We start from the raw sequence: 20188 nt of genomic DNA on the forward strand, positions 1-20188 counted from the left end.
CCACTACAGCACGCTTACTGTTGCTGTTGCTGCTGCTTTTGCTGCTCTTCGAGCTGTTGCTGCTTCAACTCGTCCTGACGCTTCTGCTCGGCCTTTTCGGCAGCCTGCTTTTGACGCGCTTCGACATCGAGCTTGTGCTGCGCGGCCTCGGCCTGCTTCCGCTCGAAATTCTCCTGTTTCTGCTGGCGCTCCACGGCCTGTTGCGCGCCCTGCCGACGCGCTTCCTCGAGCTTGCGCTGGTAGTCGCTCTGCTTCTGGTCGTAGGCCTTCTGATTGGCCGCCGACTGCGCCGGCGCGACACCACGCTGCGCCTGGTCGAGCGCGTGCTGGCGCTGCTTCTCTTCGTAGGCCTGTGCATTGGCCTCGCGCTGCGGTGCCGCGGCGTTGCGCTGCGCCTGCTCGAGCGCGTGCTGACGCTGCTTCTCTTCGTAGGCCTGCGCGTTGGCTTCCCGCTGCGGCGCCTCGGCGTTGCGCTGCGCCTGATCGAGCGCGTGCTGACGCTGCTTTTCCTGATACGCCTGCTCGTTGCGCGCGTCTTCGGCGGCGCGTTGCGGCGCTTCAGCCTCGTTTTGCGCGCGCCGTAACGCTGTGCGTTCGTCGCGCTCGCGGGCGCGCTGCGCACGCTGCTCGGCGTCGAGCGCGAGCTGCTCCTTGCGGATGTCCGCCTGCACGCTGCGCATCGCGTCGCGCGCACGATTCAGACAGTGATTGACGAAGAAGCGGCTGTAGCAGTTGTGTTGCGCGACAGCGAATTGATAGTTGTTGTCGTCGGTGCGCTGGTTAAGCACCTGTTGCCGTTCGTCGAACGACTTGTCCAACGCGGCTGCATCACTCGCGCTTTGAGCGCTGCCGGCCGTTGCGGCGGCTTGCGGGCCCGAGGCCGCGACCGGCGCCGCACCTTGCGCGGGTGTCGCGCTCTGCGCCGCGGCCGGCACCGGCGCGGCAAGCGCTGCGGCGACCGCGCACGACGCGGCCGCCGTTACGACCGACGGACTAAGCCAGCGCAACGAAACCAGCGGCAATTGAGACGAACCCCGAGACGGACCCGGCAGCGAACCTGACGCCAGCGAAGAGACCAGGCGGTTAAGGGACAAGGAGATTGGCAACGTCGTAGAGGGTCAACGGAACATGCCCGAAATTCTAACACCCCGCGGTTGAGCCCTTTGGCATTTATGGCAAAATGCCCCGCTCTAGCAACCTGGTCGCGGCGCACGCCCGGCCTGTCCCGAATTGCCGCCCGCGCGCGGCCCATCACTGAGTCCGCAGGAATACCAAGACCTTATGACGGAAACCGTAGCACTCAAGATCGTCCAGCGCATCGCCACCGAACTGTCCGTCCAGCCGCGCCAGGTCGCGGCCGCGGTGGAACTACTCGACGAAGGCGCGACCGTTCCGTTCATTGCCCGTTACCGCAAGGAAGTGACCGGCAATCTCGACGATACGCAACTGCGTAATCTCGAGGAACGCCTGCTCTATCTGCGCGAGCTGGAAGACCGGCGCGCGGCGATCATCGCGAGCATCGACGAACAGGGCAAGCTCACCGACGAGCTGCGCAGCGCGATCGAAGGCGCCGACAGCAAACAGGTGCTGGAAGACCTCTATCTGCCGTACAAGCCGAAGCGCCGCACGCGCGCGCAAATCGCGCGTGAAGCCGGTTTGCAGCCGCTCGCGGACGCGCTGCTCGGCAATCCGCTGCTCGATCCGCAAGCCGAAGCCGCGGCGTACGTGGACGCCGACAAAGGCGTCCCCGATGTGAAGGCCGCGCTCGACGGCGCGCGCGACATCCTCTCCGAGCAGTTCGGCGAAACCGCCGAACTGCTCGGCAAGCTGCGCGACTATCTGTTCAACCAGGGCGTGGTGTCGTCGAAGGTCGTGGAAGGCAAGGAAACGGCGGAGGAAGAGAAGTTCCGCGACTACTACGATTACGCCGAAACGATCCGCACGGTGCCGTCGCATCGCGCGCTCGCGCTGTTCCGCGGCCGCAATGCCGGCGTGCTGATGATCAAGCTGGGTCTCGGCGAAGAGCTCGACGCGCAGGTGCCGCACCCGGGTGAAGCGCTGATCGCGCGGCACTTCGGCATCGCCAATCAGAACCGTCCCGCCGACAAGTGGCTCTCCGATGTGTGCCGCTGGTGCTGGCGCGTGAAGGTACAGCCGCACCTGGAAAACGAGCTGCTGACCAATCTGCGCGACGAAGCCGAACACGAAGCGATCCGCGTGTTCGCACGCAATCTGAAAGACCTGCTGCTCGCGGCGCCCGCCGGACCGAAGGCCGTGATCGGTCTCGATCCGGGCTTGCGCACCGGCGTGAAAGTGGCGGTGGTCGACCGCACCGGCAAGGTGCTCGCGACCGACACGATCTACCCGCACGAGCCGCGCCGCGACTGGGACGGCTCGCTCGCGAAGCTCGCGCGCCTTGCCGCGCAAACGCAGGCCGAGCTGATCAGCATCGGCAACGGCACCGCGTCGCGTGAGACGGACAAGCTCGCGAGCGAGCTGATCGCGCGTCACCCGGAGCTGAAGCTGCAGAAGATCGTCGTGTCGGAAGCGGGCGCGTCGGTGTACTCGGCGTCCGAACTCGCGGCGAAGGAATTCCCCGACATGGACGTGTCGCTGCGTGGCGCGGTGTCGATCGCGCGACGTCTGCAGGACCCGCTCGCCGAGCTCGTAAAGATCGAGCCGAAGGCGATCGGCGTCGGCCAGTATCAGCACGACGTGAACCAGCGCGAACTCGCGCGCTCGCTCGACGCGGTCGTCGAAGACTGCGTGAACGCGGTCGGCGTCGATGCGAATACCGCGTCGGTCGCGCTGCTCGCGCGGGTCTCGGGCTTGAACGCGACGCTCGCGCGCAACATCGTCGACTATCGCGATGCGAACGGGCCGTTCCCGTCGCGCGAGCATCTGCGTAAGGTGCCGCGCCTCGGCGACAAGACCTTCGAGCAGGCCGCTGGCTTCCTGCGCATCAACAACGGCGAGAATCCGCTCGACCGCTCCTCGGTGCACCCGGAGGCGTATCCGGTCGTCCAGCGCATTCTCGCGAAGATCAGCAAACAGGTTGGTGAAGTGCTCGGCAATCGCGACGCGTTGCGCGGACTGTCACCCACTGAATTCGTCGACGAACGCTTCGGTCTGCCAACCGTGCGCGACATCCTGGTCGAACTCGAAAAGCCGGGCCGCGATCCGCGTCCCGAGTTCAAGACCGCGACGTTCCGCGAAGGTGTCGAGAAGGTCAGCGACTTGATCCCGGGCATGGTGCTGGAAGGCGTCGTGACGAACGTCGCGGCGTTCGGCGCATTCATCGACGTCGGCGTGCATCAGGACGGTCTCGTGCACGTGTCGGCGATGTCGACGAAGTTCGTGAAGGACCCGCACGAGGTCGTGAAGGCCGGTCAGATCGTCAAGGTCAAGGTGCTGGAGGTCGACGTGAAACGCCAGCGCATCGCGCTGACGATGCGTCTCGATGACGAACCCGGCGCGGCGGCCGCGCGCAGCGGCGGCGGTGCGCAGCAGGATCGCAGCGGCTCGGGCGGCCTCAACCGCGGCGGAGCGGGACGCGGCGCGCCGCAGCGCTCGCGCGAACCGGAGCCGGGCGGCGCGATGGCGGCCGCGTTTGCCAAGCTCAAGCAGAAGTGAGCGTATCGGACCGGTGCACGTCGTTGGACGTGCTCTGGTCCGTTACACGACTGCGTCGCGCGCTCAACCGCTTACACGCACGCGCGCATGAATCAAAAGCCCACGCATTGCGTGGGCTTTTTGTTGGCGCTCCCGCACGTCACGCGCGGGCCGTCAAATCTCGATCTTCGTCCCCAGTTCCACGACCCGGTTAGCCGGGATGCTGAAGAAGTCGGTCGGCTTGGCGGCGTTCTGATGCATCCACGCGAACACCCGCTCGCGCCACACCGACATGCCCGGCAATTGCGTCGGCACCACCGTTTCGCGCGCGAGGAAGAACGACGTGTCCATCAATTCGAACGTCATGTCGTGCGAGCGGCCGACGTCGAGCAGCACCGCCTTCACGTCGGGCGTTTCGTTAAAACCGTAGGCTGCCTTCACCAGCCACAGCCCGCCGTTCATGTCCTTCACGGTCACGCGATCGGAGTCTTTCACATACGGAATGTCGCGCGTGACGAAGGTCAGGAAGATCGTGCGCTCGTGCAGCACCTTGTTGTGCTTCAGGTTGTGCAGCAGGCTCACCGGCACCAGCGAATCGCTGCCGGTCAGATAGATCGCGGTGCCCGACACGCGATGCGGCGGATGCGCGAGCAGGCCTTGCAGGAACGGCATCAGCGGAATACCGTCGGCGGCCGTGCGTTCCTTCACGATCATCCTGCCCTTGAACCACGTCATCAGCAGGAAGAACAGCAAGCCGCCGATGCACAGCGGCAACCAGCCGCCCTCTTCGACCTTCAGCAGATTCGCGCCGAAAAAGCCGAGGTCGACCACCAGGAACACGCCGATGATGAGTCCGACGAGCAGTTTGTTCCAGTTCCATACCTTCACCATCACGACGCACGCGAGGATCGTCGTGATCACCATCGTTGCCGTCACCGCGATACCGTACGCGGCCGCCAGATTGTCGGAGCTCTTGAACGCGATCACGATGCAAAGGATGATGAACAGCAGCATCCAGTTCACGACCGGCACGTAGATCTGCCCGATCGCGAGTTCGGACGTGTGCAGGACCTTCATGCGCGGCACGTAGCCGAGCTGGATCGCCTGGCTCGTCAGCGAGTACGCGCCCGAAATCACCGCCTGCGAAGCGATCACCGTCGCAACCGTCGACAGCACGACGAGCGGCAACAGCGCCCAGTCCGGCGCGAGCAGGAAGAACGGATTTTCGATCGCCTTCGAGTCGTGCATCAGCAACGCGCCCTGGCCGAAGTAGTTCAGCACCAGCGACGGCATCACGAGCACGTACCACGCCATGCGGATCGGCTTCGCGCCGAAGTGGCCCATGTCCGCGTACAGCGCTTCGGCGCCGGTCAGGACCAGCACGACCGAGCCGAGCACCACGTAGGCCTGCAGCACGTGCGCGGCCATGAAGGTGTACGCGTAGTACGGATTGAGCGCGCGGATCACGTTCGGCGACTGCATGATGTGCCACAGGCCGAGCAAGGCAAGCACGAGGAACCACAGCGTCATGATCGGCCCGAACAGACGGCCGACCGTGGCCGTGCCGTGCCGCTGGATCCAGAACAGCACGATCAGGATCACGATGGTCAGCGGAATCACCAGATGCGACAGATGCGGCGCGGCGATTTCCAGACCTTCGACCGCCGAGATCACCGAGATCGCTGGCGTGATCACCGCGTCGCCGTAAAACATGCAGGCGCCGAAGATGCCGAGCATCATCAGCAGGCCGGCCATTTTCGATTTCTGATCGACCGAGCGCAACGCCAGCGCCATCAGCGCGAGGACGCCGCCCTCGCCGTTGTTGTCGGCGCGCATCACGAACAGCACGTACTTGACGCCGACCACGATCATGATGGCCCAGAACAGCAGCGAGATCACGCCCAGGATCGACTGATCGGTCAACGGGATACCGTGCGACGGGCTGAAGGCTTCCTTCAGCGAGTACAACGGACTCGTACCGATGTCGCCGAACACCACTCCGATCGCGGCAAGCGCAAGGGAAGGAAGCGGCTGTTTGTGTTCGTGGTTGTTATCTGTCATGGACGCGAGGAAATCCGTTCCTGGGCGGAAAAAACGCCCGCTATTTTAAACTGCCCATCCGGTACCGCCCGGCTTGTTGTGGATACGCCACGTGGATGTCCGCGCAGTGTAGCACTGCGATATGGACGCGTCTGCCGCGGGGCGGGCGTCCCAGCGCGGCGTGTGGGGCGCATAAAAAACGGAGCCCGACTGGGCTCCGTTTTGTGACACCGCGATGCCGCGCGCGGCCTTGCGTTAATTGCCCGACGCCTCCTCGGCCTGGGCAATGCCGCGCTTGATCCACGCGCCGAGGTTATGCGGACGCACCGTGTCCCACTCCTCGAACGGCTGATGAATCCACGGGTTGGTCGGCAGATACTGCACGTGATAATCGGGCTTCACCTTCGAGCAGCCCTTGTACCACAGCACCGCTGAGCGCACCGCAGTGATGGCCGGATAGCGTTCCTTCAGATGCTGCTGCACGCGCGCGAGCGTGACACCCGAATCGACGAGGTCGTCGACGAGCAGCACGTTGCCGTGCAGTTCGCCGCGCGTCATCGTGATGTATTGCGCGATGTCGAGTTCGCCCTGCTGCGTGCCGGCCGCCTCGCGATACGAGCTCGTTGCGAGAATGGCCAGCGGCAGATCGTAGATGCGCGATAGCTGGTCGCCGACGCGCAGACCGCCGCGCGCGAGGCACAGGATCTTGTCGAACTTCCAGCCCGATTCGTGCACGGCAAGTGCGAGCACCTCGATCAGCCGGTGATATTCGTCCCAGCCGACCCACAGGTTCTTGTCGTCGTTACGCGGATCTTTCATCGCGATCATCGGTACACCTTGCATCACTTAAACCTTGAACGGATGACGCAGCAGAATCGTTTCGTCGCGATCCGGACCGGTGGACACCATGTCGATCGGAATGCCCGCGACTTCCTGCACGCGCGTCAGGTACGCACGCGCGTTGGCGGGCAGCTTGTCCCATTCCTTGATGCCGACCGTGCTTTCCTTCCAGCCCGCGAAGGTTTCGTAGACCGGTACGCAGCGCGCGACTTCCGTCGCGCCGCGCGGCAGCAGATCGACGTTCTGTCCGTCGACCGTGTAGCCGACGCACAGCTTCACCTCGTCGAGACCGTCGAGCACGTCGAGCTTGGTCATGCACAGACCCGTCACGCCGTTGATCTGGATCGAGCGGCGCAGCGCCGAGACGTCGAGCCAGCCGGTGCGACGCGGACGGCCGGTGACCGAGCCGAATTCCTTGCCGACGGTGGCGAGTTCGAGGCCGATCGGGTCTTGACGCGAGGTATTGTCCGCATCGTACAGTTCGCTCGGGAACGGGCCCGAACCAACACGCGTGCAGTACGCCTTGGTGATGCCGAGGATATAGTTGAGCTTCTGCGGACCGACGCCCGCACCCGCTGTCGCGGCACCCGCGACGCAGTTGCTCGACGTGACGAACGGATAGGTGCCGTGGTCGATGTCGAGCAGCGTGCCCTGCGCGCCTTCGAACAGCAGATTGCCGCCGTTCGCGTTGACGTCGTAGAGACGCCGCGACACGTCGGTGACCATCGGCTTCAGACGGTCGGCGTAGCTCAGCATCGTGTCGAGCGTTTGCTGGAAGTCGACCGCGGCTGCACCGAGGTACTGCGTGAGCACGAAGTTGTGGTAGTCGAGGTTTTCGCGCAGGCGCTCGGCGAAGGCTGGCGCGTCGAACAGGTCCTGCACGCGCAGGCCGCGGCGCGCGACCTTGTCTTCATATGCCGGGCCGATGCCGCGGCCGGTCGTGCCGATCTTGCTCGCGCCGCGGCGCGCTTCGCGGCCCTGGTCGATCGCGATGTGATACGGCAGGATCAGCGTGGTGGCTTCGGAAATGAACAGACGCTTCTGGACGTCGATGCCGGCGGCTTCGAGTTCGCCGATTTCCTTGAACAGCGCTTCCGGCGACAACACGACGCCATTGCCGATATAGCACGCGACGCCGGCATGCATGATGCCCGACGGAATCAGACGCAAGATGGTTTTCTTGCCGCCGATGATAAGTGTGTGACCGGCATTGTGACCGCCCTGGAAGCGAACGACGCCCTGAGCGTGGTCCGTCAGCCAGTCGACGATCTTGCCCTTGCCCTCATCACCCCATTGGGTACCCACGACGACGACGTTGCGCCCGGGGTTCACATTCACTGCGCTGGCAGACATGTTGTTTCGTAAGCTGGTTAAAAACGTATTTTACCTAGGTTCGCGGAAGCTTCCGGAATTTTTCCGTTTCCGCTCAACGGTATGCACGTTATGTTGAGTATTGCGAGGGATGCGCGGCCGCGAAAAGTCGCTCGACCGCGCCCGGTTCGGGCGATGGTTGCACCGCCCTGTAGCGAGCGCCGGAAACCTGTTCCCGGCGGAGTCGATCGGAACGCGCGTCTCAAGCGCGCGGTTCGACCACCCATGCGCCATTGCGCTCGACCAGCACGCGGTCGAACGCGAATTCATCGAGATCGTGCTTGTGGCCAGGCAGCGCCTGGATCACCACTTCGCCACCATCGCGCAATGCCGCGACCGCCACGCGCAACGCCTCGTCGTGCCGCCACGGCGCGAGGATCGCGCTGCTGCGCGCTTCGATCGGCGAGATCCGCGCGACTTCACGCAGATCCAGCGAAAAGCCGGTTGCCGCGCGGGCGCGGCCATAGGCCTGGCCGACGTGGTCGTAACGGCCGCCGCGCGCCACCGCGTTCGGCACGCCGTCCACGTAAGCGGAGAACATCACGCCGCTGTGGTACGCGTAGCCGCGTAGATCGGCGAGGTCGATCATCACTTCGGCGCCGTCGACCTGGCTCGCGAGGAACGCGAGGTCATCGAGCGCGCGGGCGATCGCCGGCGAATTCGGCAGACGCGCGCGGGCCTCTTCGAGCACCGAAGCGTCGCCGTACAAAGTGGGCAGCGCGCGCAGCGCATCGCGAATCACCGGCGAAAATTGCGCGGTCATCTCGACGAGGCGCGGCACGTCCTTGCCGGCCAGTGCGTCGTAGAGCGCCTGGCCGAGTTCCTCGGCGGCCGGCTCGGCTTCGATCAGCGCCGCCAGCACGCCCGCGTGACACAGGTCCAGACGCACCTTCGCGAGGCCGGCGAGACGCAGTGCGTCGAGCATTAGCTGCTGGATTTCGAGGTCCGCTTCGAGGCCCGCGTGGCCGTAGATTTCCGCACCGATCTGGATCTGCTCACGCGTCGCATGCAGGCCGCGCGGCCGCGTATGCGCGACATTGCCCGCGTAGCAAAGACGCGTGACACCCTGGCGGTTCAGCAGATGCGCGTCGATACGCGCGACCTGTGGCGTGATGTCGGCGCGCAGACCGAGCGTGCGGCCCGACAGTTGATCGACCAGCTTGAAGGTGCGCAGATTCAGGTCCTGCCCACCGCCCGTCAGCAACGACTCGAGGTATTCGAGCAGCGGCGGCATCACCATCTCGTAGCCGTACGAGCGGAAACGGTCCAGCAAATGACGCCGCAATTCTTCGATCTTGCGGGCCTCCGACGGCAGCACGTCGGCGATATTCTCAGGAAGCAACCAGGTCGACATCGATACAGTCCTACGGCGTTGAACACGGCGTCTTGTAGCGCCGATGATGAGTGTGAAGGCGTATAGCGGCTTGATTCTGGCGGCTGACACCGACGCTCGGGCGGCGTTTTGCGGCTCGCGCGCGACGCGCTGCGGCCTGACCGGAACAGTCGGCGTTTCGCTTGGGCGGACGAAACACGCGGCAGCACGCAGCGTTCGTCAGACAAGCAAGCCGGCTTCAGGTCGCGATGAACAGCAGAACCAGCCCGAGCAACATCACGATGAGCCCGCCGACCCGAATCTGATGCGCCGGTCGTTCCGCTATTTTACGAAACGTGTCGCGCCAGGCGCTCGGAAAAACGAACGGAAACATCCCCTCGATAATCAGCATCAGCGCGATCGCGAGCAATAACGAGCCAGCTATGTCCATGCGAGTGAAGCGGCCGCGATGCGGATGCCGCGGCCTTCGGTAATCAGCGTTTGTGCGCAGCAGGCGCGGAAGCGTCCGGGGCGACGCCGCCGGTCGGGCTACGCATGAAGCGGAAGAACTCGCTACTGGAGTCGACCACGATCAGATCGCCCGGTTTGAAGGTCTTCCGGTACGCCTGCATGCTTTGATAAAACTGATAGAACTGCGGGTCCTTGCCGAACGCTTCGGCGGCGATCTCCGCGGCCTTCGCATCGCCTTCGCCGCGAATGCCCTGGGCCTGGGCGAGGCCGTCGGCGAGCACCGCCTGCTGCTTCGCGAGCGCGTCAGCGCGGATCTGGTTCGCTTCTGCGGCGCCCTTCGCGCGCTCGTCCGCTGCGACCTGCTGGCGCGCGGCGATCATGCGCTTGAACACCGAGTCGGCCACCGCCGCCGGGAAATCGACGCGGGTGAGCTGCACATCCACGACCGACACGCCGAGCGATGCCGCGCTCTTGTCCATCGCACCGCGCGCCTCTTCGGCGACCGCCTGCTGTTTCGCGAGCGCGTCGGATAGTGTGAACTTGCCGAACGCGTCGCCGAGCGCGCCGCGCGACAGCAGCGCGAGCCGGTCGGGCAGGCTCTGCGGATCGCCTTTCGTTTCGGCGATCAGCTTCAGCGGATCGGTCACGCGGAACTTGACGACCGGGTTGACCAGCAGATCGGTTTTGTCGGACGTGACGTAATGATCTTCGTCGGGTGCGTCGAGCGACTGGATGCGATTGTCGACGAAAGTCACCGTTTGCAACGGCGGCGGCAGCTTCACGTGCAGCCCTGGGCCAAGCAGCGTGGGCACGGCGTCGCCGCGCGCAGACAGCACGGCCATATGCCGTTGATCGACGACGAACACCATCGACGATGCCGCGAACAGCACGATGACGACGGCGACGACGAGCGCAATGATTCGGTTCATATTCTCGTGCGCTCCTTATTGAACGTCTTCTTCGCGCATGCGATTGCGGAATGCTTCGCGCGAACGCAGCGACGCGGCGCTCGGCCGGCTCGCCGGCGCAGGCGCGGAAGCGGCGGGGCCGGATGCGCCCTCGGCGGCGGAGCCCGCCGCGGCACCGGTCTCAGCGGCCGACGCAGCCGACGGCGCAGCCGCGCTCGCCGCTTGCGGCGCGCCCGCGACGGCCGGACCTGAAGCGGCGGCGCCCGCCGCCGCGGCCTGACGCTCGCGGTTCTGCTCGACGAGCCTGTCGAGCGGCAGATACAGCACGTTGTTGCCGTTCTTCGCGTCGACGAACACCTTGGTCGCGTTCGCGTAAATCTGCTGCATGGTTTCCATGTACAGGCGGAAGCGCACGAGGGCCGGCGCCTTTGCGTATTGCGCGTAGACCTGCTTGAAGCGCTCGGCCTCGGCCTGCGCCTGCGCGACCGTGTTCTGGCTGTAGGTCTTGGCTTCCTGGACCTGACGATCGACGTCGGCTTGCGCGCGCGGCACGAGCTCGGCGGCATAAGCCTGCGCATCGCGTTTGGCGCGTTCGTTTTCGTCGTGCACCTTCGCAGCGTCGGCGAACGCGGGTTGCACCTGCTCTGGCACCTGCACGCTCTGAATCGTCACACCCGTGACTCCGAGACCGGACTGATACTGATCGAGCGATTGCTGGATCGACGCGATCAGCTGCTGGCGCAGTGTTTCGTGATCCTGATCGAGAATATCGCTGGTGCTGTGCGCTCCGACGATGCCGCGCACCGCCGCCTGCGCGGCATGCATCACGCTCTGATCGGGATCGACGCTGCGAAACAGAAAGTCGTTGGGCTTACGCACCTGGTACTGTACGGCGAAGCGCACGTCGACGATGTCGCCGTCGTGCGTGAGCATCGATGAATCCTTCACGTTGGCGAGACGCACCACGTTGCTACGGCCGATCTCGACCTGGCGGATCTGGCCGACGTTGACGAACTCGTGGGACTCGAACGGATACGGCAGACGCCAGTGCACGCCCTGCGCCGCGGTATAGCGATACTTGCCGAACTGCAGCACGACGGCCGCCTGGCCATCCTGTACGACGAACACGCCGCTGCCGAGATAGATTGCGATCAGCACGCCGATTACGATGCCGACGCCGATGCGCGCGCCGCGGCCGTTGTCCGGACGGCCACCGCCGCCGACACCGCCCTTGCGCCCGAAAATCCGGGACAGACGGCGATTGAAATCCCGCCACATTTCGTCGAGATCGGGCGGACCTTCACCGTCGCGCCCCGGTCGCTTCGGATCGTTCGGCCGTTGCCGGTCGCCGTTGCCGTCGCCCCGGCCCCAACGCGGATCGTTCAGTGAAAGCAAGGCGCGCATACGCAGCCAGACACTCCGCTCGTTGTAATCGTTCACCTGTGTTCGTTCACCAGAGTAGACAGCGGGTCAGTGCAATTGGAACGGGTCAGTGCCCGAGTTCTGGAATCTTGTGGTCTTCGCGCAGTTGCGCCGAGCGGTCATCTTGCGACGCATCGGGCGGCATCTCGGCAAGCGGTTCGGCTGTAGCGATTTCAGCGATGGCAGCGCGCAACGCATCCAGCCCCTGCCCGGTGCGCGCGCTCAAAAAGACGCGCGAAATATTACCATACTCGTCCCGCTCGACCGCGTCCCCACGGGCTGCCAGCTCTGGCACCGCATCTATTTTGTTGAACACGAGCACCTGGCGGATCGTGTCCGCGCCGATCGCGTGCAACACCTCGTTCACCTGATCGATCTGATCGAGCCGCACCGCACTGGATGCATCGACGACATGCAGCAACAGGTCCGCGTGAATGGTTTCCTCGAGCGTCGCGCGAAACGCCGCGACGAGCTGATGCGGCAGTTCGCGGATGAAACCGACGGTATCGGACACCACTACCTGCCCCGCTTCGTCGCCGAGATACACGCGCCGCGAGGTGGTATCGAGCGTCGCGAACAACTGGTCGGCGGCATACGCCTGCGCCTTGGTAAGAGCGTTGAAGAGCGTCGATTTCCCAGCGTTCGTATAGCCGACGAGCGACACCGACATCGTCTGGTTGCGATTACGCGCGCGACGCTGCGTGCCGTGCTGGCGGCGCAGCTTGTCGAGGCGGATCTTCAGTGCCTTGATGCGCTCGCCGATCAGCCGGCGGTCGGTTTCGAGCTGCGTTTCACCCGGACCGCGTAAACCGATACCGCCCTTCTGACGTTCGAGGTGGGTCCACGCGCGAATCAGCCGGGTCGACAGATATTGCAGCTGCGCGAGCTCGACCTGCAGCTTGCCTTCGTGGCTGCGCGCGCGCTGCGCAAAAATGTCGAGGATCAGACTGGTGCGATCGACCACGCGCCGATTAAGCGCCCGCTCCAGATTGCGCTGCTGCGCAGGCGCCAGAGCATGATTGAAGATCACGAGTTCGATGTCGTCCGCTTCACAGGCAAGGCGCAATTCTTCAGCCTTGCCGCTGCCGACGAACATCTTCGCGTCGGGACTGGAACGGCGTCCGGTGAGGGTGACTACGGGGTTCGCCCCCGCGCTTTGCGCGAGCAGGCTGAGTTCTTCGAGACTGGCTTCGAAATCGATCTTGCCGAAGTCGATGCCAACGAGCGCTGCATTGATCAAATTGGAGGGTATCAAAATGACGCGACCGGGAGCGAATCGCCAACGGGCGACGCTGTGCCGGCCGCGGCGAGGGTTAGGACTGTTCGGAATCCGGGTGGAAATTCACCGGACGGGCCGGCACGACCGTCGAAATCGCGTGCTTGTAGACCATCTGGGTGACCGTATTCCGGAGCAACACGACGTACTGGTCGAACGATTCGATGTTCCCTTGAAGCTTGATGCCGTTGACCAGGTAGATCGACACCGGCACATGCTCTTTACGCAGTGCGTTCAAAAACGGGTCTTGTAACAATTGCCCTTTGTTGCTCATAGCAAACTCCGTATTTTTTTGCAGGTTGACTGAATTGACGGCGAAGAAAAAGAGATCCGCCACCAACCGCTACACTATAGCTGATTTTCATTTCGACGCGCGGGCCCGGGACCACCGGCCAAACCCAGCATACATGCGGGTTTCAGCCCAGGTTTAAGACCAGCTTCAGCCTGCTTCAGCCTTTGTCCGCGTAAGGGTTCGTCGACGATCTGAACTCTATTCGCAATGGAGTCCCCGTCAGCTTGAAAGTTTCCCGGAAGCGATTTTCGAGGTACCGCTTATACGTGTCGGTGATCGCGTCGAGCGCATTGCCGTGAATCACGATAATCGGCGGATTCTGCCCGCCCTGGTGTGCATAACGCAGCTTCGGACGCACCGGACCGCGGCGGCGCGGCTGCTGGAACTCGACCGCCTCGATCAGCGCGCGCGTCAGCTTCGGCGTCGGCAGCTTCGACATCGCGGCCGTGTACGCGTCGTCGACCGAACGCATCAGCGGCCCAATCCCGGTTTTTTCCGCGGCGGAAATAAAATGGAATTTGGCGAAGTCCAGGAATTTTAGTTTGCGTTCAAGGTCGGCTTTGGTGCGCTCGCGCACATGCGGATCGAGACCGTCCCATTTGTTCACGCCAACCACCAGAGCGCGGCCCTGCTCGACGACGAAGCCAGCGATGTGCGCATCCTGATCCGAGATGTCCTGACGCGCGTCGAGCAGCAGAATCACGACGTTCGCATCGGAAATCGACTGCAGCGTCTTCACGACCGAGAACTTTTCGATCGCCTCGAACACCTTGCCGCGGCGGCGTAGGCCGGCCGTGTCGATCAGCGTATACGGCTTGCCGTTACGTTCGAAATCGACGTAGATCGAGTCGCGCGTAGTGCCGGGCATATCGAACGCGATCACCCGCTCTTCGCCGACCAGCGCATTGATCAGCGTCGACTTGCCGACGTTCGGCCGCCCGACGATCGCGATCTTCACGCCGCGCGCTTCCTTGTCTTCCTCGCTCTCTTCCGGCTGACCGGCATACGCGACTTCGAGCGCCTCGTTGATCATGTCGGTGACGCCGTCGCCGTGCGCGGCCGAGATCGCGCGCGGGTCGCCGAGACCGAGTTCGTAGAAGTCGGCTGCGACGTTGGTGTACTTCATCCCCTCGGCCTTGTTGACGACGAGGAAGATGGGCCGGCCGACCTTGCGCAGATAGTCGGCGATCGACTTGTCCTGCGGGGCGAGCCCGTTGCGGCCATCGACGATGAACACGACGACGTCCGACTCCTCGACCGCCTGACGGGTCTGGCGCGCCATCTCGTGCAGGATGCCGTCCTTCGCGACAGGCTCGAAGCCGCCGGTATCGACGACCAGATAAGGCCGCTCGCCGGTCCGTCCTTCGCCGTAGTGGCGATCGCGCGTGAGACCGGGCAGGTCGGCAACCAGCGCATCACGCGAACGCGTAAGGCGGTTGAACAGCGTGGATTTCCCCACATTGGGGCGCCCAACGAGGGCAATAACGGGTTTCATCTGATGTTGTTCACGGTGAAACGCGGGATCGCAATCGATCGCGCGCTTAGCGACGCCAGGCAGCCGCCACGCGGCGGCGTTTTGACGAAATTATCACGAATTCAGCCTGCTTCGGATGCGCGATCGACACGCGCATCCAGGCGGACGGGAGTGGCTGCGCAGATGCCACCGGGGGTCGCCTGCTTCAGACCGGGCTGCTCGGCGGCCGACGCTCGTGCGCGAGTGCTTCCGGGGTTCGCAAAGCCGCCGACCAAGCGCACGCACCGCCTTCGATGCCGGCGGGCGCAGCTTCGATCCGACTTGCCGGACCAGCCCGTCCGGCGATTTTTCTATTGAGCCTGCCCGATCACGCCACGGACGGAGTGGCAACCCGAGGCAGGAGCCGTGCGCCAAAGCCCACGCAGACTTCAATTAAAAGGCGCGCGGCCGGCAAAGCCGGCCTGCGTGCCTGACACCATCTATAGCGATCAGCGCGGACGATAGCCGAACAGGCCGCCATCGCGCGTCTGGATGACCAGCGTGTCGCCGGCCAGCACCGGTGCGGCGGTAATCGCGCTGCCGTCGGTCTTGACCCGCGCGACGAGCGTGCCGTCGGCGGTCGACAGGAAATGCACGAAGCCCTGATAGTCGCCGAACACGGCCGCGCGGCCGAGCAGCATCGGCACGCTCAGTTCGCGGTTCTTCAGCGCCTCGTTCTTCCACAGCACCGAACCATTGTTCACGTCGAACGCGGACACGACCGACCAGTCGTCGGCGGCGACCACGCTGCGCTCATCCTGCGCGAGGCCGCTCGTGCTCGAGAACGGCTTGCCCCACAGCGCGCGGCCCGAGTTCGCGTCGAAACAGCCAATCTGGCCCTGGAACGTCACCGCGCAGGTCTCCGAACCCACCAGCGTGGGCGGGCCGGTCACGTCGTTGATACGCTCGACCTCGGTCACGCCCTTCGGATATGACACCGGCGTCTGCCAGTAGGCGTCGCCCGTCTGCAGATTGATAGCGGCGAACGAACCGCCCGGGAAGCCGGCCAGCACGGCCGCGTCGCCCGCGAACGTCATGCCCGATGACACGCGCAGGTTCAACGGCACCGCGCGGTTGCGGAAGTTCCACTTCTGTTCGCCGGTTTGCGCGTTGAACGCGACGATCTGGCCGTCGATCGTGCGCACGACCACGAGGCCGTTGCCGACGAGCGGCGGCGAAATGATCTCGCCCGGCGCCTTCGCGGTCCACAGCTCCTTGCCGTCCGCGCCGAGCACGTATACGTCGCCCTTCAGGCCGCCGACCGCGGTGAGCGTGCCATCGCTGCCGACGCCCGCCGACAGATCGTCATGCAGCTTGACGCGCCACACGTCCTTGCCGGTTTGCGCGTCGATCTTGGCGACCGTGCCGTTCGTGCCGGCAGCGTACACGGCATTGCCGACGGCAACCGGCGAGAACATGTAGCGGCCCGCCTTGCCGACGCTCGCCGACCAGGACTGCTGCACGTCGAGAACGGGTTTGAACTCGGTGAGCGGCGTCGGCACACGGCGCTCGTCTTTCGTGGATGAGCAAGCCGCCAGCGTGAGAACGGTCATCGCACAGATAACGGGCACGGCGTAACGTTTCAGCAGATTCATCGGTGGACGAAGCATTCAGGAATTGGATTAAAGGAGACCGTCTTGCGGTCGTGGCTCGCGGCGCGCCGCGCGGGACGCTCAGCCGCCAAGCGCATCCAGCTTGAACTGGATCAGCTGGCGCGCCGAACTGTCGCTCTTCGACAGCGAGTCGAGCGCGAGCTTGTAGGCCGCGCGCGCGTCGTCGCGCTTGCCTTGGGCGGCGAGCAGGTCGCCGCGGCGGTCCGCCACGACGCCCTTGAAGGCATCGGATTGCGGCTCCGCCAGAAGCGCGAGCCCCTGGTCGTACGCCTTGTCGTCGAGCAGCAGCGATGCCATGCGCAGCTTCGCGATCTGCTTGAACTCGTCGTCTTTCGCGTGATCGATCGCCCATTGCAGCTGCGCCTTCGCGCCGGCTTCGTCGCCAGCGGTGTAGAGCGCCTTGGCGGCGCCGAGCGCAGTCATCTGAGCGTAGGCGGTGCGGCCGAACTTGTCTTCCATGTCGGCGGCGACGCGCGCGATCTGCGCCTTGTCGCCCGATGCCGTGGCTTGTTGAACCTGGTCATACAGCACCGCGGCTTCCGCGGCCTGGCGACGCTGCCAGAAATTCCAGCCATTCCAGCTCGCGCCTGCCAACAACACCACCAGCACGATCCACGTGGTCGCATTGCCCCACTGCTGCCACCATGCCTTCAGACTTTCAATCGATTCTTGTTCGTCGTGGTAACTCATTGCCCGGCGATTTCCTCATTCTTGCTATGTGTGCGTGTCGAGCCAGCCGGCTCGACGACATCGCGATCAGTCGTCGCCGTCTTCGGCGGATGCAACCATCGCATTGATTAGATATTCGGTCAAGTCTTCGGCGGGCACGTTCTGTTGCTCGTTCTTACCGCCACGGGCCTGGGTATCGCGCAGCGGTTTCACGCCGACCGTGCCATTGGCGATCTCGTCCTCGCCGAGCACGACCGCAAACGCGGCGCCGCTTGCATCAGCGCGCTTCATCTGCGACTTGAAGCTTGCCGACTGACCGTCCGCGCTGCAATGCAGGATCACGTCGAGACCGGTATCGCGCAGACGCTCGGCGATGATGAAAGCCTGCTCGCGCGCGGCGTCGCCCTGATGGACCACGTACACGTCGCAACCTTCGTCTTCCGGCACGAGCTGCTCTTCCTTCAGCAGCTCGAGAATCCGCTCGATGCCCATCGCCCAGCCGCACGCAGCGGTCGGCTTGCCACCGAGCTGCTCGATCAGAGGATCGTAGCGGCCGCCCGCTGCGACCGTGCCTTGCGCGCCGAGCTTGTCGGTCACCCACTCGAACACAGTCAGATTGTAGTAATCGAGACCGCGCACGAGACGCGGATTGATCGTGAACGGAAGATTGTTCGCCTTCAGAAGACGCTGCAGACCTTCGAAGTGCGCGCGCGATTCTTCGCCGAGAAAGTCGACCAGCTTGGGCGCGTTTTGCGCGATTTCCTGCAGCGCGGGATTCTTCGTATCGAGCACGCGCAGCGGGTTCGTATAGAGACGGCGCTTCGCGTCTTCGTCGAGCACGTCCATGTGCTTCTCGAGGTATGCGATCAGTTCGACACGATGCGCGGCTCGCTCTTCAGCGAGGCCCAGCGAGTTGATTTCGAGCTTGATGCCGGTCAAGCCGAGGTCGTCCCACAGACGCTGGCACATCATGATGATTTCCGCGTCCGCATCCGGACCCGCGAAGCCGAGCGCCTCGACACCGACCTGATGGAACTGGCGATAACGGCCGCGCTGCGGACGCTCGTGACGGAACATCGGCCCGATGTACCACAGGCGCTTCGGGCCGTCGTACAGCATGTTGTGCTCGATCGACGCGCGCACCACCGCCGCCGTGTTTTCCGGGCGCATCGTCAGGTTTTCGCCGTTCAATGCGTCGGTGAAGCTGTACATCTCTTTTTCGACGATGTCGGTCACCTCGCCGATACCGCGCGTGAACAGCTGCGTATGCTCGACGATCGGCGTGCGGATATTCTGATATCCATACGAACGCAGCATCGACTTGACGGTGGTTTCGAAAAATTCCCAGAGCCCGGCTTCCTGCGGAAGGATGTCGTTCATGCCCTTCACGCCGGAAAGCTTCTCGAGCTTTTTCTTCTGTTCAGTCATCTGTGTTTCGATTGCCGGTATTTAGTTGAGCGCTTCGGCGCGGCCATAGCGGCGCTCGACGTAGTCGCTCACGATTTGCTGGAATTCTTGCGCGATGTTTTCGCCGCGCAGCGTCTTCACTTTCTCGCCATCGATGAACACCGGCGCGGCCGGATTCTCGCCCGAGCCCGGCAGGCTGATGCCGATATTCGCCTGCTTCGACTCGCCCGGACCATTGACGATGCAGCCCATCACCGCGACGTGCATCTGCTCGACGCCGGGATACTGGTCACGCCACACCGGCATCTGCTGACGCAGATAGGTCTGGATCTGCGACGCCAGTTCCTGGAACAGCGTGCTCGTGGTGCGGCCGCAGCCCGGGCAAGCGATCACCATCGGCGTGAACGAGCGCAGGCCCATTGTCTGCAGGATTTCCTGACCGACGATTACTTCGCCGGTGCGCGACGCGCCCGGTTCCGGAGTCAGCGAGATACGGATCGTGTCGCCGATGCCCTGCTGCAGCAAAACCGACAGCGCCGCGGTCGACGCGACGATGCCCTTCGAGCCCATGCCTGCTTCGGTCAGGCCCAGATGCAGCGCGAAATCGCAACGGCGCGCGAGTTCGCGGTACACCGCGATCAGATCCTGCACGCCGCTGACCTTGCACGACAGGATGATCTGGTCGCGCCCGAGGCCGAGTTCGACCGCGCGTTCCGCCGAGCCGATCGCGGACTGGATCAGCGCTTCGTACATCACGCTTTGCGCTTCCCAAGGAGTAGCGCGCGAGCCGTTTTCGTCCATCATCTTGGCTAGCAGGTCCTGGTCGAGGCTGCCCCAGTTCACGCCGATGCGCACCGGTTTGTCGTATTTGACCGCCGCCTCGATCATCTGCGCGAATTGCGTGTCGCGCTTCGCGCCGTGCCCGACGTTGCCCGGATTGATCCGGTATTTCGACAGCGATTCCGCACAGCCCGGATAGTCGCGCAGCAGCAGATGGCCGTTGTAATGGAAGTCGCCGACGAGCGGCACCATCACGCCCATGCGGTCGAGTTGCTCGCGGATAGCCGGCACGGCCGCCGCCGCTTCCGGCGTATTCACGGTGATACGCACCAGTTCCGAACCGGCTTGCGCCAGCTCCTTGATCTGGATAGCGGTGCCGATGGCGTCGGCGGTGTCGGTGTTGGTCATCGACTGCACGCGCACCGGCGCATCGCCGCCGATGGTCACGAGCTGGCCGCCCCAGCGGACGTTGACCGCATGCGATTTGCGCCGCATCGCGGGGCCGCCGAATACCGGCTCGTCTGAAACGATCTTGCTACAGGATTGGGATTGAGCTTCGGTTTGCATCGAAAAACCCATTTACGCCGCACGCGCTATGCAAAAACGCAGCGCCTCAATTGAAAAAGCGCCGCGGACCGGTTGGCCGCGGCGCGTACCGTATC

General features: G+C 64.1%; 16 protein-coding genes. 1 reads left to right on the plus strand and 15 read right to left on the minus strand.

Annotated elements, in window-relative coordinates; translation table 11 throughout:
* Positions 1 to 14 precede the first annotated feature (14 nt).
* A complete protein-coding gene (locus tag AB3X86_RS05125; RefSeq protein WP_368595404.1) occupies positions 15 to 1016 on the minus strand; it encodes a hypothetical protein in 1002 nt (333 codons plus the stop codon).
* 265 nt (positions 1017 to 1281) lie between these two features.
* On the opposite strand from AB3X86_RS05125, the gene AB3X86_RS05130 reads away from it, so the two are divergent.
* A complete protein-coding gene (locus AB3X86_RS05130; protein ID WP_368595151.1) occupies positions 1282 to 3633 on the plus strand; it encodes a Tex family protein in 2352 nt (783 codons plus the stop codon).
* 153 nt (positions 3634 to 3786) lie between these two features.
* Here the strand turns inward: AB3X86_RS05130 and AB3X86_RS05135 are convergent, their stop codons facing one another.
* The 14 genes from AB3X86_RS05135 to ispG all read right to left on the minus strand — a co-directional run bounded on the left by AB3X86_RS05135 (position 3787) and on the right by ispG (position 20105).
* A complete protein-coding gene (locus AB3X86_RS05135; protein ID WP_368595152.1) occupies positions 3787 to 5673 on the minus strand; it encodes a potassium transporter Kup in 1887 nt (628 codons plus the stop codon).
* A 234-nt stretch (positions 5674 to 5907) separates the two neighbouring features.
* Entirely contained in the window at positions 5908 to 6480 is a 573-nt protein-coding gene (locus tag AB3X86_RS05140) for a phosphoribosyltransferase (protein ID WP_013089770.1), read from the minus strand.
* Positions 6481 to 6498: 18 nt separating this feature from the next.
* Positions 6499 to 7845: an adenylosuccinate synthase gene (locus AB3X86_RS05145; protein ID WP_368595153.1), complete on the minus strand. Its 1347-nt coding sequence runs from the start codon at positions 7843 to 7845 to the stop codon at positions 6499 to 6501.
* Positions 7846 to 8065: 220 nt separating this feature from the next.
* Positions 8066 to 9217: an ATP phosphoribosyltransferase regulatory subunit gene (locus AB3X86_RS05150; protein WP_176108230.1), complete on the minus strand. Its 1152-nt coding sequence runs from the start codon at positions 9215 to 9217 to the stop codon at positions 8066 to 8068.
* 217 nt (positions 9218 to 9434) lie between these two features.
* The gene (locus tag AB3X86_RS05155) at positions 9435 to 9626 is read right to left on the minus strand and encodes a DUF2065 domain-containing protein (RefSeq protein ID WP_176108229.1); all 192 of its coding nucleotides are present in this window, start codon (positions 9624 to 9626) and stop codon (positions 9435 to 9437) included.
* A gap of 43 nt (positions 9627 to 9669) precedes the next feature.
* Positions 9670 to 10575 carry a protease modulator HflC gene (hflC, locus tag AB3X86_RS05160; RefSeq protein ID WP_176108228.1) on the minus strand — a complete coding sequence of 302 codons (906 nt, stop codon included), beginning with the start codon at positions 10573 to 10575 and terminating at the stop codon, positions 9670 to 9672.
* 15 nt (positions 10576 to 10590) lie between these two features.
* On the minus strand, positions 10591 to 11994 hold the full coding sequence (gene hflK, locus AB3X86_RS05165) for an FtsH protease activity modulator HflK (RefSeq protein ID WP_368595154.1): 1404 nt from the start codon (positions 11992 to 11994) through the stop codon (positions 10591 to 10593).
* A 49-nt stretch (positions 11995 to 12043) separates the two neighbouring features.
* The gene (gene hflX, locus AB3X86_RS05170; RefSeq protein ID WP_368595155.1) at positions 12044 to 13231 is read right to left on the minus strand and encodes a GTPase HflX; all 1188 of its coding nucleotides are present in this window, start codon (positions 13229 to 13231) and stop codon (positions 12044 to 12046) included.
* Between the two features lie 58 nt (positions 13232 to 13289).
* Positions 13290 to 13526 carry an RNA chaperone Hfq gene (gene hfq / locus AB3X86_RS05175; protein ID WP_006051315.1) on the minus strand — a complete coding sequence of 79 codons (237 nt, stop codon included), beginning with the start codon at positions 13524 to 13526 and terminating at the stop codon, positions 13290 to 13292.
* A gap of 175 nt (positions 13527 to 13701) precedes the next feature.
* Positions 13702 to 15039 (minus strand): ribosome biogenesis GTPase Der, encoded by a 1338-nt coding sequence (gene der, locus AB3X86_RS05180; RefSeq protein ID WP_013089777.1) that lies wholly within the window; start codon positions 15037 to 15039, stop codon positions 13702 to 13704.
* Between the two features lie 467 nt (positions 15040 to 15506).
* Positions 15507 to 16652 carry an outer membrane protein assembly factor BamB gene (bamB, locus tag AB3X86_RS05185; protein ID WP_368586073.1) on the minus strand — a complete coding sequence of 382 codons (1146 nt, stop codon included), beginning with the start codon at positions 16650 to 16652 and terminating at the stop codon, positions 15507 to 15509.
* Positions 16653 to 16730: 78 nt separating this feature from the next.
* A complete protein-coding gene (locus tag AB3X86_RS05190) occupies positions 16731 to 17360 on the minus strand; it encodes a tetratricopeptide repeat protein (RefSeq protein ID WP_176379946.1) in 630 nt (209 codons plus the stop codon).
* Between the two features lie 66 nt (positions 17361 to 17426).
* Complete coding sequence (gene hisS, locus AB3X86_RS05195; RefSeq protein ID WP_368595156.1) at positions 17427 to 18767, minus strand: histidine--tRNA ligase; 1341 nt, start codon at positions 18765 to 18767, stop codon at positions 17427 to 17429.
* A gap of 21 nt (positions 18768 to 18788) precedes the next feature.
* On the minus strand, positions 18789 to 20105 hold the full coding sequence (gene ispG, locus AB3X86_RS05200) for a flavodoxin-dependent (E)-4-hydroxy-3-methylbut-2-enyl-diphosphate synthase (protein WP_176108222.1): 1317 nt from the start codon (positions 20103 to 20105) through the stop codon (positions 18789 to 18791).
* Between the last annotated feature and the right edge of the window lie 83 nt (positions 20106 to 20188).

The organism is Paraburkholderia sp. BR14374 (assembly GCF_040948685.1).
Lineage (GTDB): Bacteria > Pseudomonadota > Gammaproteobacteria > Burkholderiales > Burkholderiaceae > Paraburkholderia > Paraburkholderia youngii.

Excerpts from the sequence above, each read along its gene's own strand:
- der (WP_013089777.1), bottom strand. The coding sequence starts at position 15,039 with ATGAAACCCGTTATTGCCCTCGTTGGGCGCCCCAATGTGGGGAAATCC.
- AB3X86_RS05190 (WP_176379946.1), bottom strand. The coding sequence starts at position 17,360 with ATGAGTTACCACGACGAACAAGAATCGATTGAAAGTCTGAAGGCATGG.
- bamB (WP_368586073.1), bottom strand. The coding sequence starts at position 16,652 with ATGAATCTGCTGAAACGTTACGCCGTGCCCGTTATCTGTGCGATGACC.
- AB3X86_RS05140 (WP_013089770.1), bottom strand. The coding sequence starts at position 6,480 with ATGATCGCGATGAAAGATCCGCGTAACGACGACAAGAACCTGTGGGTC.
- AB3X86_RS05155 (WP_176108229.1), bottom strand. The coding sequence starts at position 9,626 with ATGGACATAGCTGGCTCGTTATTGCTCGCGATCGCGCTGATGCTGATT.
- ispG (WP_176108222.1), bottom strand. The coding sequence starts at position 20,105 with ATGGGTTTTTCGATGCAAACCGAAGCTCAATCCCAATCCTGTAGCAAG.
- AB3X86_RS05145 (WP_368595153.1), bottom strand. The coding sequence starts at position 7,845 with ATGTCTGCCAGCGCAGTGAATGTGAACCCCGGGCGCAACGTCGTCGTC.
- AB3X86_RS05150 (WP_176108230.1), bottom strand. The coding sequence starts at position 9,217 with ATGTCGACCTGGTTGCTTCCTGAGAATATCGCCGACGTGCTGCCGTCG.
- hflC (WP_176108228.1), bottom strand. The coding sequence starts at position 10,575 with ATGAACCGAATCATTGCGCTCGTCGTCGCCGTCGTCATCGTGCTGTTC.
- AB3X86_RS05135 (WP_368595152.1), bottom strand. The coding sequence starts at position 5,673 with ATGACAGATAACAACCACGAACACAAACAGCCGCTTCCTTCCCTTGCG.
- AB3X86_RS05130 (WP_368595151.1), top strand. The coding sequence starts at position 1,282 with ATGACGGAAACCGTAGCACTCAAGATCGTCCAGCGCATCGCCACCGAA.
- hfq (WP_006051315.1), bottom strand. The coding sequence starts at position 13,526 with ATGAGCAACAAAGGGCAATTGTTACAAGACCCGTTTTTGAACGCACTG.
- hisS (WP_368595156.1), bottom strand. The coding sequence starts at position 18,767 with ATGACTGAACAGAAGAAAAAGCTCGAGAAGCTTTCCGGCGTGAAGGGC.